The following is a 16,466-nucleotide window of genomic DNA, read 5'->3' as shown; positions in this document are numbered from 1 at the left end:
GCGTGCCCTTATCCACGCCAGCCAATCGTCGCGCGAGGCCGGGGCCCGGGGGGGGGCTCGTAGCCGCGAACAACATAGGGGGCGAGTGCCGGCGCGGAATAGATCGACTCGAGAATCTCACATCCTTTCAGCAGCATCTCCCGGTCATATTCATGCCCCAGCAGGGGATAATCTATCACCGGCGGTTGGCGGAAGTCACCGGAGCGTAAACGGACCTGTCCGCGGCCACGAGGGTGTGTCGGATGGCAGGAAACATTGATAGCCCCCTGGTCACGCAAGCGAGGGGGCTGCACGGAGGCGTCAAACGCAAGCGGCTGGAAGTTTAGCGCCAAATCGGGTTCGGGCGCATTCGGATGGGATCGCGCATAGGCCATCGCTTGAACCGCGGCGGAAGCGAGCCGCCCGCTTCTAAAAAGCAGATACTCCAATGCCGATCGCACTTTGCCGAAAGGCCCCATATCCAAATTGTAAGTCTTCGAAAGCACCTGCTTGCTGATGCCGACCGCGATGTGATCGTGGAGGTTGCGACCTACTCCCGGGAGATCAAGGACCGGATCTATGCCCAGCGGGGACAATTCTGCTGCTGGCCCGACACCGGACCGGAGCAGCAGCGCCGGCGAACCGATCGAGCCGGCGCTGACGATGACCTCTCCACGTGCGAGGTAAACTTCGTTGCCGTCACCATGTCGCGCCGACACGTCAATCGCTCGCTTGCCGTCGAACATGATCCGATCGACTTCGCGGTCGGTAAGGATGAGAAGATTGGGGCGCCGCTCGGCCGGTTTGAGGAAAGCGCGCGCCGTACTCGACCGCACGCCTTTTCGCATTGTGTTCAGCGTCACGAACGAACCGTCGATCGCGCCGCCGCAATAGTCATTCAGCGGCGCAATTCCTCGTTCGTTGCAGCCTTCACGCCAGCGGACCGACATCTCCTGCATCGCTCGCGGCGTCGAGACGCCAAGCGGACCAATCCGTGCGTGCGACGGTGAAGGCGGCCCACTAAACCATTCTGATTTTTGAAAATAAGGGAAGATTTCCTGGAATGACCAACCCACGCACCCCTGATCGACCAATGATCATAATCAGCCCGTGACCCACGGAAATACACCATGCCGTTGATCGTACTCGATCCGCCAAGCAGCTTTCCGCCCGACCAGCAGATGCGTCGTCCGTCCAAGGTGGGATCTGGTTCTCCCATATACTGCCAGTCCGCGGAACTGCCACGAAGATACAGGGACCCGGCGGCGGGTACGATCGTCTTAACCCCCTTTGCCTGGGTACCCGCTTCAAGCAATATGACGCGGATCGCGGGATCGGCAGACAGGCGGTACGCCAGCACCGCGCCCGCACTGCCGCCACCCACGATAATATAGTCGGCCTCGATGCGGTCCATTTTCCTGCCAATATTTCCTACTTTGGAGTGCGATGTAACGCCATAAATGCTGTGGACGTACGTCCCAACACAACGGTACATCTGCCTGCTCTTGTGTTTGTGGTCGATCTATCGGCGCGCATGAGCAATGCCACGTGCGCAACCCCAAGCTCCGTTCATGCGTGCTCCCGACACTTGAAGGCAATGTTGCGGCAAGCTGGTGGGCTGCACCGTCAGCGGCTCCCGGGGCCTGTCGCCGGCCTCGAAGAACTTGCGGCGCCCATGCGCCCAGCAAAAAAGCGAGCCTGACCTGCCGTCACCAGCACCGGGCAAGCGCTGCATAGCCTGAGAAGCCGCAATCTGGATCTCGGACAGCACATCCGTCGTTAGCCTGAGCTTGCGCGTGCTCCCACCGAGTGGCAGGTTTTCTTGAGTTGACTATTGCCCTCGTCACCCGAAGTGCGTTCAGTGCAGTCCTATGACATGGCGGGCAGCACCGTCGACAGGGAAGTGACATATGCACTTTTCGTCGATTGCGATCACTCTAGGCTGGATGCGGAACACCGCACCACAAAAAATAGTCAGCGTCGCCCTTGCAGGATCGCCGGAGCGATCTGGCGGTTCGCCACTTCGCGCAACACGAAACTGCTGCGGATGCGAGAGACATGCGGCAATACCGAAAGTTCCTTGCGATAGATCATGTCATAATCGTCCAGCGACTGAACATTCATAATCATCAGGAAGTCGGTGTCCCCAGTGATGAAAGCGCAGAAGCGCATCGAGGGGCTCTGTAAAACGGCATGTTCGAAGTCCCGCAGCACATTCTCTGCTTGGGATACCAGTTCGATTGAAACCACAACGAGCGTTCCGTAACCCAGCGCCCGCACGTTGAGGTTCGCCGAATAGTGAGTGATATAGCCGGTTTCCTCCAGAATCTTGCGCCGCCGCGCCACCGCCGTGCTCGACAGATGCACGGTCTCGCCCAGCGATACGTCCGACGCCCGCCCTTCGGTGACGAGCGCCCGCATCAGGCGAAAGTCGGTTTCGTCAAGTTCATATTGAAGGGGGCGGCTTCGCGCCGGGTCAGCCCAGTTCATTCTGCCGGACGGCATGTCCATGTTACTTTGCGCCCCTTTTTTGATTTTCAGAGCCATAGTGCCGATAATCTCCACAAATTCAAATGGAAGAGGACGAAGGGGGAAATCATTCGGACAGAACATCGTCAAACCATCCGGCATCGCCGATCGGCATGCCGGCCGGGATTTCGAGTCTGGGGTGGCGGTGGATGTCGATTTCGGCTTCCAGTCGTTTCGGATCGGCAAGCGTGCTTGCCAGGGATCGCTGGCAGCATCCATCCCCGGAACCGGGTTTCACCTTGGCGAATGCCGCCGCGATCTCCTTGAGAAAGCCGCCCGGCACCGCAGCGACGTCAGTGAGCGTTTTGGGATCACGGGAAACCGAAGCGATCGCCAACACCGATGCCATGACGGGCAAATGTCCGATCTCACAATTAGCACGCCCGGTAATTGACATCGGAACATCCCCTTTTCCTGATCCGCTGGTAATGGCGCGGCTGGGGTCAGGAGAGGACGTTAACACACATTGCGGTGCAACATCTCGGAAACTTGCCGGTCCATTACGGATGGGCGTTGATGGAATCCTGCGACAAATGCATATTATGCGCAGGATTTCCATTTCAGTGAGGATCATGCGCCCCGCTCTTTGAAGCGGAAACTCCATGCTGCACTGCATTTCGAATCAACGACCAGCGTGTTGACCGCAAAATGCGCGCCCGGTGGGATAGCGTGCATCATTTCCGCGCCATGTTCCCGTTCTGCGACCAAATCTGTCATCGGTCTCCCACTATCCTCTGATCTTTCGCGGGATCGCGCGCGTACTTCCAGCTAAGATCAAGCCTGTTCTGAAGAAGTATCGGCGAGGCAACGAACTCGCCTTCCCTCCTCATGGAGAGGGGCGGCCGGAGGCAGGCATGGTTCATGCCAGAAGGAGTCATCGCGATGCATAGCCTCACATATGAAAGCGTCTCCAGCAACGGGCGCAAGGGATGGATCGGGGACATTCCTCAGGCGTCCGCGGCGGATTAGCGCCCCGTCGTCGCCGGATTTTTCTACATTCTGCCTCCCGCCGGAAGGAACTTTCGATGGCCCGGATCATCATAATCGGCGCCGGCATCACCGGCGTCACGTCGGCTTACGCTCTGCTTGAAAGGGGGCATGAGGTTACGCTCGTCGAGCGCCTCCGCTACCCGGCGATGGAAACCTCGTTCGCGAACGGTGGCCAGCTTTCGGCCAGCAACGCGGAAGTGTGGAACTCGATAGCGACGATCGCCAAGGGCATGCGCTGGATATTCCGGGCCGACGCGCCGCTGCTGTTCAGCCTGCGCCCCTCACTACACAAATATTCCTGGTTGGGAGAATTTCTGGCCGCCATCCGCAGCCACCGGGCCAATACCGTGGAAACCACAAGGCTTGCCATTGCGGCACGGCATCACCTGTTCGACATCGCCGAACGTGAAGGAATAGATTTTGATCTGTCCCGTTGCGGCATCCTGCATTTCTACCGCGAGCCCGCGAGTTTCACGCAGGCGCGGCGCGGCAACGCCCTGTTGCGCGAAGGAGGCCTCGAACGGGACGAAGTGTCGCCCCAGGAGATCGCGCGGATCGAACCGACGCTCCATGGCGATTTCTGCGGCGGCTTCTTCACGCCTTCGGATTCGACGGGCGACATCCACAAGTTCACCACCGGCCTTGCGGAAGCCTGCATGCGGCGGGGAGCGAAATTCCTGTTCGGTGGCGACGTGAGCGGTTTCGACCTTCGCTCCGGCGGCGTGTCCGTGCGGTTGCGGAAAGACGGCGCCGAGGAAAGGATCGAGGGCGACGCCGTGATGGTCTGCGCCGGCGTCGCCAGCCACAAGCTGGCGGCCATGCTGGGCGATCGCGCCAATATCTATCCGGTCAAGGGCTATTCGATCACCGTGCTGCTCGGCGACGATGCCAGCCGTGCCGCGGCGCCGCGCGTGAGCCTACTGGACGAAGACGCCAAAATCGTGACCAGCCGTCTTGGCGAGGATCGCTTCCGCGTTGCCGGCACAGCGGAATTCAACGGCTTCAACCGCGATATCCGCGCTGACCGGATTCAACCGCTGACCACCTGGAGTGAACGCCATTTTCCTCACATGTCGACCCGGCAGGTCGTTCCTTGGGCAGGCCTGCGCCCGATGACCCCGACCATGATGCCTATTGTCGGTCCGGGCCGCCATTCCCGCATATTCTACAACACCGGCCACGGCCATCTGGGCTGGACTCTTTCGGCCATCACTGCCGAACTGGCAGCCGAACATCTGGAGAAGGGTCTGTCGGGGGATATCGCGCCCGGACATTGAAATTCGGCACCATGATCTGATGAACGGCTGGCCGATGGGCTGGCCGTCCCCTATCCGATATCGACCGGCCCATATCGACAGGCCCAGCCCCTCCCTTCCCGCCTCATGCCTTGGGCGCCGCTCGCCGCCTCTTCCGCAGGACATGACCGCGTGCCTTTCGATCTTTGCAATCATCTCAGCCGCGGCTCCTTCACCGGCGGCGAGATGACGGTAGAGCCACAAGAATCCGCGAATCGGCGATGAACTCTCAAACACGAAGGCGCACATCGCGCATCAATTCCAATTGAATCCCGAAATTCATAACGGATTACGCAAATATGGACTGCTTTTTCTCTCATGTTTTCGAGATATCGACGCGCCCTATTTGTTATGATCGGCGATGAAGAGGGAATGTAGCAATATTATTATAGATATAGAAACAATATTGCTGTCATCGACCAATGAAGTCTAATCTCTCGCATTAAATCGTATTTATCTCAATTTACTATCGAAATGGAGAGGGTCCACATGACAATCAGGGGGTAGGCATGACTCTTTTTCTTGAGAAGTATGTTGAATATAAATGCGGTCTTTTTCGATCTTCATGCCTATCCGCTCTCGCCATTGCCTGTATCGGTAGTATGATTTCTCCGGCAGCTTTTGGGCAGGATTCCGTGAATAGCGATCCTGTCGAACAGTCCGCCATCGTTGTCACCGGCACCCGCGTCACGCGGGACGGTTATCAGGCACCCACGCCGGTCAATGTACTGGGGACCGAAGAAATCAAGGCCGAAGCGCCAGCCAATATTTCAGACTTCGTCAATACGCTTCCATCCGTTCGCGGCAGCACCACGGCATCGCAATCCTCCGGCGCGCTGAGTAACGGCGAAGCGGGCATTGCGGCGTTGAACCTGCGCGGGCTTGGAACGGGACGCACCCTTGTTCTGTTCGACGGACAGCGATCGGTGGTTTCGGCCGGGACGGGCGTTGTGGATACCAACACCTTTCCGCAGGCGCTGATCTCGCGGGTCGAGGTGGTGACGGGCGGCGCTTCCTCGGCTTATGGTTCGGATGCGATCGGTGGCGTGGTCAACTTCATCCTGGATCGCAAATATACCGGCATCAAGGGATCGGTCGACCGGGGCATCACCTCCCGCGGCGATGCGGCCAACTATCGCGCGACCCTGACCGGCGGAATGCCCTTTGCCGGAGAGCGCGGCCATTTGCTCATCAGCGGCGAAATCTTCCATCAGGACGGCATTTTTGGCAAGTCGCGCAGCTGGGATCGCAAGGGCTATTTCGCGATGAGGAATCCCGATACCTCGGCGGGAGCGCCTTTCTACATCGTCGGCGAAGGGATCGGCATCGCGTCCTACACGCCCGGCGGGCTGATCACTTCCGGCCCGCTTCAGGGGACGTTTTTCGGCGAAGGCGGCGCAGTCGGGCAGCTCGATTATGGCGCTACCTCAGGCCAGTGGATGCAGGGCGGCGACTGGCGGTACACGACCTCCGGCATGCTCGGCACCAACTCGCTCCAGGCCGAGGAGGACCGGCAGAGCATCTTCGGACGCGGCAGCTTCGACCTGACCGACAATATCCATATTTTCGCGCAGGCCTCCTTCACGCGCTACAAGGGGCTCAGCTATTACATCAATCCCACGACCACGGGCATTGTCATCCAGCGGGACAACGCGTTTCTCCCGGCGGAGGTGGCCGCAGCCATGGATGAGAACGGCGTCACCTCCTTCACCATGGGCACCAGCAACGGCGACATGCCGTCATCGGGCAGCCGCAACGTCCGCAAGACCGAGCGATATGTGGTCGGCGCAGACGGCGATTTCACCGTCGGAGGCCTCGGTTTCACCTGGAACGCCTATTATCAGAAGGGCATCACCAGATCGCGCGAGCAACTGACCGACACTTATAATATCCAGCGGCTGGCCTGGGCGACCGACGCGGTGTTCGATGGGAACGGCAGGATCGTCTGCCGTTCGGCCGAAGCGCAGGCCAACGGCTGCGTTCCGCTCAACCGCTTCGGGACCGGCATCGCCAATGCCGACGACCTCGCCTATGTGATGGGACGTCCGCTGCGGAACCAGACCTTCAAGCAGGATGTCGGCGCCGTCAGCTTTTCCACGAACGACATTCCCGGATGGGCCGGCAACATCTCGCTCGCCTTCGGCGTCGAAGCGCGCAAGGAACAGATCGACGGTCATGTCGATCCTGAATTCCAGAGCGGATGGAAATATGGCAACTACCGCGTCACGACGGGCTCCTATAATGTAAAGGAAGCCTTTGTCGAAGCTGTCGTTCCCGTTTTCAGCGGGTTCGAGATGAACGGCGCCTTTCGCTATACCGATTATTCCATTTCCGGCGGCGTGAGCACCTGGAAGGTCGGCGCCACCTTCGAGCCCATTTCCGACCTGCGCTTCCGCGGCTATGTCTCGAAGGATATTCGCGCGCCCAATCTGAGCGAATTGTTTGCGACCGGGATCGGCCGCACCAATTCCGTGGCGATCAACGGGACGCAGATGCAGTTCGTCCAGGCCCTGATGGGAAGCACGCAGCTCAAGCCGGAAAAGGCGGACAGCTTCGGCATTGGCGCGGTTGCGACGCCCCGTTTCATTCCCGGCCTTTCCTTTTCAGTCGATTATTACAAGCTCAAGATCAAGGATGTCATCAGCTCGCTCAATGCGGAACAGACCGTCAACTATTGTTACGACAACAATATCCAGCGCTACTGCGACAATATCAATTTCGACGGCAATGGCGTCTTGCAGACTATCGACCTGTATTTTGAAAATCTGAACAGCATGCGGGCTCAAGGGATTGATATAGAAGCGTCCTACCGCCTTCCGGCCGACGCGATTTTCGCCAAGGCGTCGGGCGAGTTCAGTTTCCGCGCCATGGCGACCCATTATATCGAAAATCGCACCGACAATGGCGTGACGGCGATCGACCAGGCGGGCGCGATCGCGGGTTTTGCCGCGGGCACGCCGGATTGGGTCTATCGCCTGACCGCAGGGTATAAGAACGACAATCTGCTGCTGACCCTGACCGGGCGCGGCGTCAGCAGCGGCGTCATCCGCCATGACTATGTGGAATGCCAAAGCGCCTGCCCGACCGTGAGCCCGCCCTATTTCACGGTAAACGACAATAAGGTGCCCGGCGCCTTCTTTCTGGACGCGTCGGTGAACTATACCTGGAACCTTGGCAGCGGCAGGACCGCCGAGATGTTCTTCGTCGTCAAGAACCTGCTCGACAAGGACCCGGTGCTGGTTTCCGATCCTCAATATATCGCTGCGGAAAATACCGCCGGTTATCCGCAAACCAACCGTTTGCTCTACGACGTGCTGGGCAGGACCTTCCGCGTCGGGGCCAGATTCTCGTTCTAGACCAGGTGGTCGCAGGCAGATGAACCGCCGGCGTCAAATTCAGGATAAAGGAGGGCAACAGGATGCGCACCGCAGGATTCCGAAAAACAATGCTGACTTGTCTGATGGCGGGGACGGCGCTCTTATTGGTGGGCTGCGGCGACCAGTCCGGTTCGGGGCAGTCCAATGCCGGATCAGCGTCGCCGTCGGCTCAGAAAAAGCTGGGGATCAGACCGCAAGGCGACACCGAACTCAATATCGACATGAGCAAGGTGCACACCGACGATCTCAAGAAGATATTCGCTTATATTGACGAAAATATCGACGAGCATGTCGTCAATCTGCAGAAGTGGATACAGCAACCCAGCGTATCCAACACCGGCGAGGGCATTCCCGAATCCGCCGAAATGGTGAAAGGCATGTTCGATCAGCTCGGCTGCCAGAAAACGCAGGTTTTCGATGTCGGCAAGTCGGAGTTCGGGGCCCAGAGCAATCCGGTGGTCTACGCCGATTGCAACGAAGGGGCCGACAAGACGCTGGTCATCTACTGGATGTACGACACGATGCCCGTGACGCAGCCCGACCTGTGGAAAGCGCCGCCGTTCGAAGGCCAACTGGTCGAACAGGCGCCTTTCAAGAAAGTGCTGATCGGGCGTGGCGCAACCAATTCCAAGGGACCGCAAATGGCCATGTGGAATGCGCTGATGTCGATCAAGGCAGTCACGGGGAAACTTCCGGTCAACCTGATCTTCGTTGCCGAGGGCGATGAGGAGCGCATGTCGATCGGCTATCGCAAGTTCGTTCGCGACCATCCCGAACTCTTCAAGAAGGCCGACGCCATGTACACGTTCGGTTTTCAATCGGCGTCAGGTGGTGCCCTCATGCTCGCCGGTTCCGAGGGTTGCGTATTCGTCGAATTGACGACGAGCGGTGCGAAATGGGGCAGGGGACCGAATTACAGCGATATCCATGGCGGCTTCAAGCGGTCGGTCGATGCGCCCGCCTGGCGTCATATCAAGATGCTTTCGACACTCACCGATGCAACCGGCAACCGGGTGCTGATCGACGGCTTCTATGATAATATGGAGCCGCTTTCCCCGGCGAAGGAAGCCGCGCTGCGCGCCGCCGCGGCGAATTTCGACCCGAAGGCCGCGGCGCAGAATCTGGGCGTCGAGCGTTTCATCTCGGACGATCCCTACCAGATCCTCAAGGATTCCGGATATGGCACGTCGATGAACATAGACGGCATCTGGGGCGGCAATATGTTCCCCGGCGGTTCGGGCGCGATCCTGCCCAACAAGATCACGTCGAAACATAATTTCCGTTACATCCCGAACATGAACGGGATGGACATCGTGAAGAAGCTTCGCGCCCATCTCGACAAGCATGGCTTCCAGGATGTCGAGATCAACGTCGTGGGTGACGTGCCCTGGGCCAAGCGGAGCACCGACACGCCGGTCGGCCGGGCCGTCGCGACCACGCTGGATGCATTCGGCATCCCGCATGCGCCGCTCAGCGCGGAACAGAGCGTCATGGGCGGATATTGGCCGGCCTATCTGTTCGCCGGCGACACGCTCGACATTCCAATCACCGGCGGCATGGCCGGACATGGCGGCAACGCGCACGCAGCCAACGAATATTATGTGATCGAAGGGGCCGGGAAGGTCTACGGCATGGCCGGCGCCGAGAAATCGGTTGCGATGGTCCTCTACAATTTCGCCGGTCTGAACGGGCCGACCGCACCGGCCACGGCGGCGGCCAGGCGCAAATAGAGGAGCCGGACATCGTGACGGAAAACGCCCGCATGTCAGTCATTTCGCTTCGCGGAATCAAGAAAAGCTATCAGCTTGGGGAAAATCGGGTCGAGGCGCTGCGCGGCGTCTCGCTCGACATCGCCCAGGGAGAATTTGTGGCGATCACCGGGCCATCGGGATCGGGCAAGTCGACGATGATGCATATATTGGGCTGCCTCGACCGGCCCGGCGAGGGCGAATATCTGCTTAACGGCAAAAATGTCTCCAGCCTGTCGCGCGACGAACTTGCGGACATCCGCAACAAGGAGATCGGTTTCGTTTTTCAGGGGTTCAATCTCTTGCCCCGCACCACCGCGCTTGAAAATGTGGAGGTGCCGCTGCTCTATACGCGTCCGACGATGCCAGCGGCCGAACGGCGGGAGCGCGCGATGAAGGCGCTGGTGGCGATGGGGCTGGCCGATCGCCATGACCATCATCCGAACCAGCTTTCGGGCGGTCAGCAGCAACGGGTCGCCATCGCGCGCGCGCTGGTCAACGAGCCTGCGCTGATCCTTGCCGACGAGCCGACCGGCAACCTGGACACCAGAACGAGCGTCGAGGTGATGCGTATCCTTCAGGACCTGCGGGAAACGCGCGGGATAACCATCGTGCTCATCACCCACGAACCCGATATCGCGGCGCATGGAACGCGCATCATCGCGATCCGCGACGGCGACATCGTCAGCGACGAAGCCAATCAGGCCGCCATTGCGCATCCCGTGCCGGTGACGGCGAATGCGAACTGATTGCCGATGAGCCTCGACATTTCCCTGCGGCACAACCTGCATGTCGCCTGGGCCGCCCTGTCGCGCAACCGGGGGCAGGCGGCGCTGGCGATACTCGGCGTCATGATCGGCGTGGGCGCACTGGTGGCGAGCCTCGCTCTGGGGCGCGGCGCGCAAAATGCCCTCGACGAACAACTGCGCGCGGCCGGCGCGAACATGATCCTGGTGACGTCGGGCAATTATCAGGTCAAGCGCGAGCAGCGCATGGACGGCGGGCCAGCCCATGGTGCGGCCGATCCCGAAACGCCTCCCCGAAATCCGGCCCGCCCGCGACGCGTGATACAGGCGTCGCTGGTGCCCACCGACTGGTTCGGATGGAGATCGTCACAGGCGCCGATCCTCCTCGCCCATGATGAAAGCGATCCCATGGCCGTCCACGATCATCCGACCGCGGCCGAGCGGCTGGGCGACGCGGAAGCCGGGCTGGGCGCAGCGGCGACGCTGACGCGCGACGACGCCCGCGCAATCGAACGGGAGATTGCAGGCATCGAACATGTCGTGTCGGGGGTTCACGAAAACGTGCGCGTCTTTGCCGACGAACCCGGCGGAAAACAATGGTATACAAGGCTGCACGGCACAGAGGCGGATTTGCCGCGCGTCCGCGCCGGCTGGGCGATCCGCCGGGGCCGGTTCCTCAGCGACGGCGATGTCGAAAGCGCGGCGCAGGTGATGGTGCTGGGACGCATAGCCGCGGATCGGCTGTTCGGGCCGGGAAACGACCCGGTCGGCCGCACCGCGTTTCTGTGGAACCAGCCCTTCAGGATCGTCGGCATGGTCGACGGCCAGTCCTGGGCCGCCGCGCCGGCGGCGGGCGACGACCAGTTCGACGCCGTCTATGTTCCCGTCACGACCGTCGCCAGACTGTTGAATGTCGCAAAGCTCAACACCGTGCTCGTGACGACCAGGTCGGTGGGGGATACGACGCGCATTTCGGGCGAAGTGGCGAAGCTGCTGCGCAAGCGGCACGGTATTGCCGAGAATCATCCCGACGATTTCGAAGTCCGCACGCAGGCGCAGCAACTTCTGGGCAAAGGGCTCCCGCCCGAAATCGCGCATGTGGTGAAGAGCAATATGCGCAGCGTCGATCAACTGACGATCGAACAGCTTTCCAGTTCGCTGACGCGCGCCAACCGCACGATGCTGATCCTGCTGGGCAGCGTCGCCGCCGTATCGCTTCTGGTCGGCGGCGTCGGCGTGATGAATCTGCTGCTGCTGTCGGTCACGCAGCGGACGCGTGAGGTGGGACTGAGGATCGCGTTGGGCGCGCGGCAAAGCGACATCGGGCTGCAATTCATGCTGGAAGCGATGCTCCTCACGCTCATCGGCGGCGTGCTTGGCATTGCGGCGGGCCTTGGGGCCGCGCAGGTGCTGCAACAGTTCTTCCGCTGGTCGGCGGTGGTTTCCCCCATGATCGCGCTGACGGCGGTGGGGGCGGCGGCGCTGCTCGGCGTCGTCTTTGGCGTCTATCCGGCGCGGCGCGCGGCGGCTTTGCTCCCGATCGACGCGCTGCGTCATGAATAGGCCGATGCAGGAGGTCCGGCGGCCATGAAAACAAATCTGCGGATCGCCATCGCATCGCTGCGCCAGAACCGGATGCAGGCGCTGCTCACGCTTCTGGGGATGAGCGTCGGCGTTGCCATGGTCGTCGTCGTTTCGGGGCTGGGGCGGGGCGCGCAATTGCGTATCGAGGACCAGATAGAAAGCGCCGGCCCGACCCGCATCATCCTGCGTTCCGGCAATTTCCGCCCTGCGGCGATGGAAATGACGGGGCAGCAGGACAGCGGCGGCGGCGAACCCAGCGAAGGGTCGGTCTCTCCCAACCCGCTGGCATCCGACCCGCCGGCGGAGAAGGGCGCGATCGCTCCGGCCACGGACGCTGCGGTGGCCGATGCCCGGCGGCGGGCGATCGAGACGACGTCGGCAAAGACGCACCGCACGCCGCCCGCGCCGCTTGACGACGCGCATGTCGCGCTGCTGCGCCGCTCGATCAGGGGCGTGCGCGCCGTTGCCGCGTCGATGCGGGGCAACATCCCGGTCGATCCGGCGTCCGGCATCGCGATGCGCACGCTGCGGATCGAAGGGATCGAGGCTGCCCTGCCTGAAATGCGCGGCTGGACGCTCGTCATGGGACGCTTTCCTGGCGAGGACGAATATCGTGCCGGCGCGCCTGTGATGGTCGCCACGGCCGATGTCGTCCGCCGCTTATGGCCGGACGAAGCGAAGCCGCTGGGCCGCAGCCTTTCGCTCAAGGGACGTGCCGTGAAACTTATCGGGATCATTGCGGTGAAACATGCCGATGAGCCGTCGGTGGCCGTGCCGCTGGTCCATGTCCCCTTGCTGCTCGCGAAGGCGCTGTTGGACCGCACGGATTATGACAGCATCATGGTGCAGACTGCGTCGGTCGGTGTGACCACCGCTGTCGCGGCCTCGATGCGCAAGGAGTTGCGGGCGCTTCACACGCTTCCGGCCGATACCCTCGACGATTTCCGGATCGAGACGCAGAGCGTCTCGGCGATGCCCGGAATGGGCAGCGATCCCAGGCTGATGCGCGCCGTCCATTCCAATGTCGTCGAGTTCGAGCAGGCGTCCTGGGAGGAAATGGCGAAGAGCTTGCGACAGGCGAACCGTACCTTCACGCTTCTGCTGGCGGCCGCTGCCGCCGTTTCCCTGCTGGTGGGCGGGATCGGGGTGATGAACATCATGCTCGTTTCCGTCACGGCGCGGACGCGCGAGATCGGCCTGCGCATGGCGGTCGGCGCGCGCGAACGCGACGTCATGACGCAATTCCTTGTCGAGGCGGTGCTCCTGGCCGCGATCGGCGGCGCGGGCGGGCTGCTGCTCGGCGGGATCGGCCTGGCGGTCGCCCATTATGGCCTGCACTGGGCGACCGCCCTTTCGCCGGCAATGCTGCTGCTCGCGCTGGCGATGGCGGCCGGCACGGGAGTCGTCTTTGGATATGGTCCGGCCCGCCGCGCGTCGATCCTCGATCCCGTGGTCGCGGTGCGTTCGGAATGAGCCGGCGAATTTCTCTGCCGGCGGTTATGGGGAGGCCCTGATGCTTGCGCTGTTGCCCGTGAACATCCACCTTGCGATCCAGTCGCTCAACCGCAACCGGATGCGCAGCCTGCTGACGATGCTGGGCATCATCATCGGCATCGCGGCGGTGCTGACGATGATCGCGCTCGGCACCGGCGCGCGCGCGTCGGTCGAGGATGAGGTCGGCTCCGCCGGCACCAAGCTGATCTTCGTCAAGGCGGGCAATTATACGCGCGGCGGCGAGAGTGTCGGCATCGCGGCCGGTCTGGGCGCCGCCAGAACGCTGATGCCCGCGGATGCGGAGGCGATCGCGGGCGAGGTCGCCGGCATAAGGGCGATCAGCCCGCGCGTCTCGGCCCGCACCACGATCAGCAGCGGCGAGGCGCGATCCTTCGCGCGGGTGCAAGGCGTCGGGCCCGATTTCGCCAAGGCCTATTCCTGGACATTCTCGAACGGCAGGATGTTCGGCGATGGCGGCGAGGAAGCGGTGATCGGCCGCGTCCTCGCCGACCGCCTGTTCGGCACCGGCGCCGCGGCGGTCGGCAAGCAGGTGGAGGCGCGCGGCGCGACTTTCCACATCGTCGGCGTGATCCCCGGCGAATCGGAGGATCAGGGCGAGGAACTGTTCGTGCCATGGCGCGCGCTGCAATCGCGCCTGGGCGGCAGCCACATCGAAGCCATCGTGATCGCGGCCGAAAAGGCGGGCGAAGCCTCACGCATGGGCGATGACATCAAGGCGCTGCTGCGCCGCCGCCACGGCCTTTCGCCGGGCAGCAGCAATCAGAGCTATCTTGGCGCGCAGGGCGGCGGATCGGCGCGGCCCGACGATTTCACCGTGGAAACCCAGGCGGCCCAGGCGCTGACCAAGGGCCTTTATACCCCTGCAGCCGCCTTTGCCCTCGCCAATCTGCCCAAGCTTGACGAGGTTACGCTGGAGGAGATGGCGTCGACACTCGACCGCGCCAGCGACACCATGACCGCGCTGCTGGCCAGCATCGCGGGCGTTTCCCTGATCGTCGGCGGCATCGGCATCATGAACATCATGCTGGTGTCGGTGACCGAACGCACGCGCGAGATCGGGCTGCGCGTCGCCACCGGTGCGCGTTCCGCAGATGTCGCGATGCAGTTCCTGGTCGAGGCGGTCATGCTCAGCCTGATCGGAGGCCTGATCGGGCTGGCGCTGGGACTCTTGTCGTCGCGCCTGATCGGCTGGTCGCTCGGCTGGCCGGTGGAGGTGTCCTTCGGCGCGATCATGCTGGCGATCGGCATTTCACTGCTGGTCGGACTGGTATTCGGCATCTATCCAGCCCGGCGCGCCTCGCTGTTCGATCCGATCGACGCGTTGAGGAGCGAATAGCCGCGATGGCCTCGGCCGCAGCCTTGCTCCCGAACGTTGAGCGCCAGCGGGCACGGTTCCGGTTCGTGTTGCCCCTGATCGCGCTACTGGCTTTGGTCGGATTCGTGACGGTGCGCGGCAATGGCGTAGCGACGGCAGCCGATACCCAGGCTCAAGCGGAACAATATGTCCGGCTGGCCCTTGCGCTCGACCGCCTTCATGACGGTGAGGTGGATGGCTGGTTCGGCCCTGCATTGCCTGACCAGCCCGACCCCGCCATTCCCCACGATCCGGATGGGCTCGACCGGGCCGTGACGCGCCTTGCCGCCTCTCTCGCAACTCCCGGCAAAGGCGCCGATGAAGAGCGCCGCGTGCATTTGCGTATCCTTGTCCGCCGGCTGACAGGCGTGATGACGATCATCGGCAATAGCCCGTCCGACGACTTCTACCGGGAGGCCGCCCATATCTATGGTCTCGCCGAACCGACCGATGCCGAGGCCGCGCATTGGAAGGAGGCGCGCACTCAACTTGATGCGCTGTTGCCCGGCGAGGGGCCGTTGGTCGCGCGGCTCGAAAAGTTCCGGTCGCGCTTTATCGTCCCGCTCGACAGCCGCGAGGCGCTGTTCACCCAGGCGCTTGCTGAATGCCGCGCCCGAACGCTGGCCCAGTGGAAACTGCCAGCCGAGGAAAGGCTCGATCTCGTCTGGACCGCGGCAGTGCCGGCGGCATGGCACCGCTATGAAGGAAATCTGCGCAGCGTCTTGCGGATCAACCGGCAGGCGCTTGCCTTGCCGGGGCAGGCAATGGATCTGGCCTGTCACGAAGCCTATCCCGGCCATCATGCCCAGTTCGTCCTTGCCGATGCGGCTGCTGGACCGGGCGGCTTGCCGGTGGAGGACCGGCTGACGCTGCTGCGTTCTCCCGAAAGCGTGATCCGGGAAGGGGCCGCCGATTTTGGAGTTGAACTGGTGTTTCCGTCCGGCGAGCGGATCGCATTCCTGCGCGACACGCTCTTTCCGCTCGCGGGCCTCGATCCGGCCGACGCCCCGCTCTATGCCCGGATCGAGGCGCTTGAACGCACGGCATCGGGGATGAGCCTGCCGATCCTGGCGCGCTATCGCGACGGCACGCTCAGCCGCGCCGCCGCCGCTGCCGCGCTGGCCGACGAAGCGCTGGTGGCAAGCCCGGCCGCGCTTCTCGACTTCACGGATCGCTATGGCGCCTATGTCACGGGCTACACCCTCGCGCGCGACCGGGTGAGGAGCGGGCTTACGCGCAACTGCGGCGGGAGTCCGTGGGAGCCGCTGCGCGCGCTGGTCGAGCAGCCGCGCGCGCCTCCGCCCTATGTATTGGCGGCGGGTTTCGCCGTCCCATCATCATAAGGAGAT

The 16,466-nt window shown here is 62.3% G+C and carries 11 protein-coding genes and 1 pseudogene; 8 read left to right on the top strand and 4 right to left on the bottom strand.

What is annotated here, in order from left to right; all coding sequences use genetic code 11:
• Nucleotides 1–8: 8 nt before the first annotated feature.
• The 4 genes and pseudogenes from SCLO_RS14450 to SCLO_RS23430 form a co-directional block, all read right to left on the bottom strand.
• Nucleotides 9–1,393 (bottom strand): annotated as a pseudogene (locus SCLO_RS14450) (GMC family oxidoreductase).
• A 560-nt stretch (nucleotides 1,394–1,953) separates the two neighbouring features.
• Nucleotides 1,954–2,526, bottom strand: a complete 573-nt coding sequence (locus SCLO_RS14440) for an Lrp/AsnC family transcriptional regulator (RefSeq protein WP_083949010.1) — start codon at nucleotides 2,524–2,526, stop codon at nucleotides 1,954–1,956.
• 49 nt (nucleotides 2,527–2,575) lie between these two features.
• Entirely contained in the window at nucleotides 2,576–2,857 is a 282-nt protein-coding gene (locus SCLO_RS23940) for a hypothetical protein (RefSeq protein WP_066515367.1), read from the bottom strand.
• A 221-nt stretch (nucleotides 2,858–3,078) separates the two neighbouring features.
• On the bottom strand, nucleotides 3,079–3,225 hold the full coding sequence (locus SCLO_RS23430; protein ID WP_157080301.1) for a hypothetical protein: 147 nt from the start codon (nucleotides 3,223–3,225) through the stop codon (nucleotides 3,079–3,081).
• Nucleotides 3,226–3,533: 308 nt separating this feature from the next.
• On the opposite strand from SCLO_RS23430, the gene SCLO_RS14430 reads away from it, so the two are divergent.
• From SCLO_RS14430 to SCLO_RS14395, 8 genes are all read left to right on the top strand, one after another.
• Nucleotides 3,534–4,775, top strand: a complete 1,242-nt coding sequence (locus tag SCLO_RS14430; RefSeq protein ID WP_066515369.1) for a D-amino acid dehydrogenase — start codon at nucleotides 3,534–3,536, stop codon at nucleotides 4,773–4,775.
• 653 nt (nucleotides 4,776–5,428) lie between these two features.
• Complete coding sequence (locus tag SCLO_RS14425; RefSeq protein ID WP_231923244.1) at nucleotides 5,429–8,149, top strand: TonB-dependent receptor plug domain-containing protein; 2,721 nt, start codon at nucleotides 5,429–5,431, stop codon at nucleotides 8,147–8,149.
• Nucleotides 8,150–8,238: 89 nt separating this feature from the next.
• Nucleotides 8,239–9,900, top strand: a complete 1,662-nt coding sequence (locus SCLO_RS14420) for a M20/M25/M40 family metallo-hydrolase (RefSeq protein ID WP_169800543.1) — start codon at nucleotides 8,239–8,241, stop codon at nucleotides 9,898–9,900.
• A 32-nt stretch (nucleotides 9,901–9,932) separates the two neighbouring features.
• Nucleotides 9,933–10,667: an ABC transporter ATP-binding protein gene (locus tag SCLO_RS14415; RefSeq protein WP_066515373.1), complete on the top strand. Its 735-nt coding sequence runs from the start codon at nucleotides 9,933–9,935 to the stop codon at nucleotides 10,665–10,667.
• Between the two features lie 6 nt (nucleotides 10,668–10,673).
• On the top strand, nucleotides 10,674–12,227 hold the full coding sequence (locus SCLO_RS14410; protein WP_066515382.1) for an ABC transporter permease: 1,554 nt from the start codon (nucleotides 10,674–10,676) through the stop codon (nucleotides 12,225–12,227).
• A gap of 24 nt (nucleotides 12,228–12,251) precedes the next feature.
• Nucleotides 12,252–13,721, top strand: coding sequence for an ABC transporter permease (locus SCLO_RS23590; protein ID WP_066515384.1), 1,470 nt, complete (start codon nucleotides 12,252–12,254; stop codon nucleotides 13,719–13,721).
• A 40-nt stretch (nucleotides 13,722–13,761) separates the two neighbouring features.
• A complete protein-coding gene (locus tag SCLO_RS14400; RefSeq protein ID WP_066515386.1) occupies nucleotides 13,762–15,099 on the top strand; it encodes an ABC transporter permease in 1,338 nt (445 codons plus the stop codon).
• Nucleotides 15,100–15,104: 5 nt separating this feature from the next.
• The gene (locus SCLO_RS14395) at nucleotides 15,105–16,460 is read left to right on the top strand and encodes a hypothetical protein (RefSeq protein ID WP_096362156.1); all 1,356 of its coding nucleotides are present in this window, start codon (nucleotides 15,105–15,107) and stop codon (nucleotides 16,458–16,460) included.
• Nucleotides 16,461–16,466: the final 6 nt, after the last annotated feature.

The organism is Sphingobium cloacae (assembly GCF_002355855.1).
In the GTDB taxonomy this organism is placed as follows: Bacteria; Pseudomonadota; Alphaproteobacteria; order Sphingomonadales; family Sphingomonadaceae; genus Sphingobium; species Sphingobium cloacae.
This window is presented reverse-complemented; position numbering and strand designations above follow the sequence as displayed.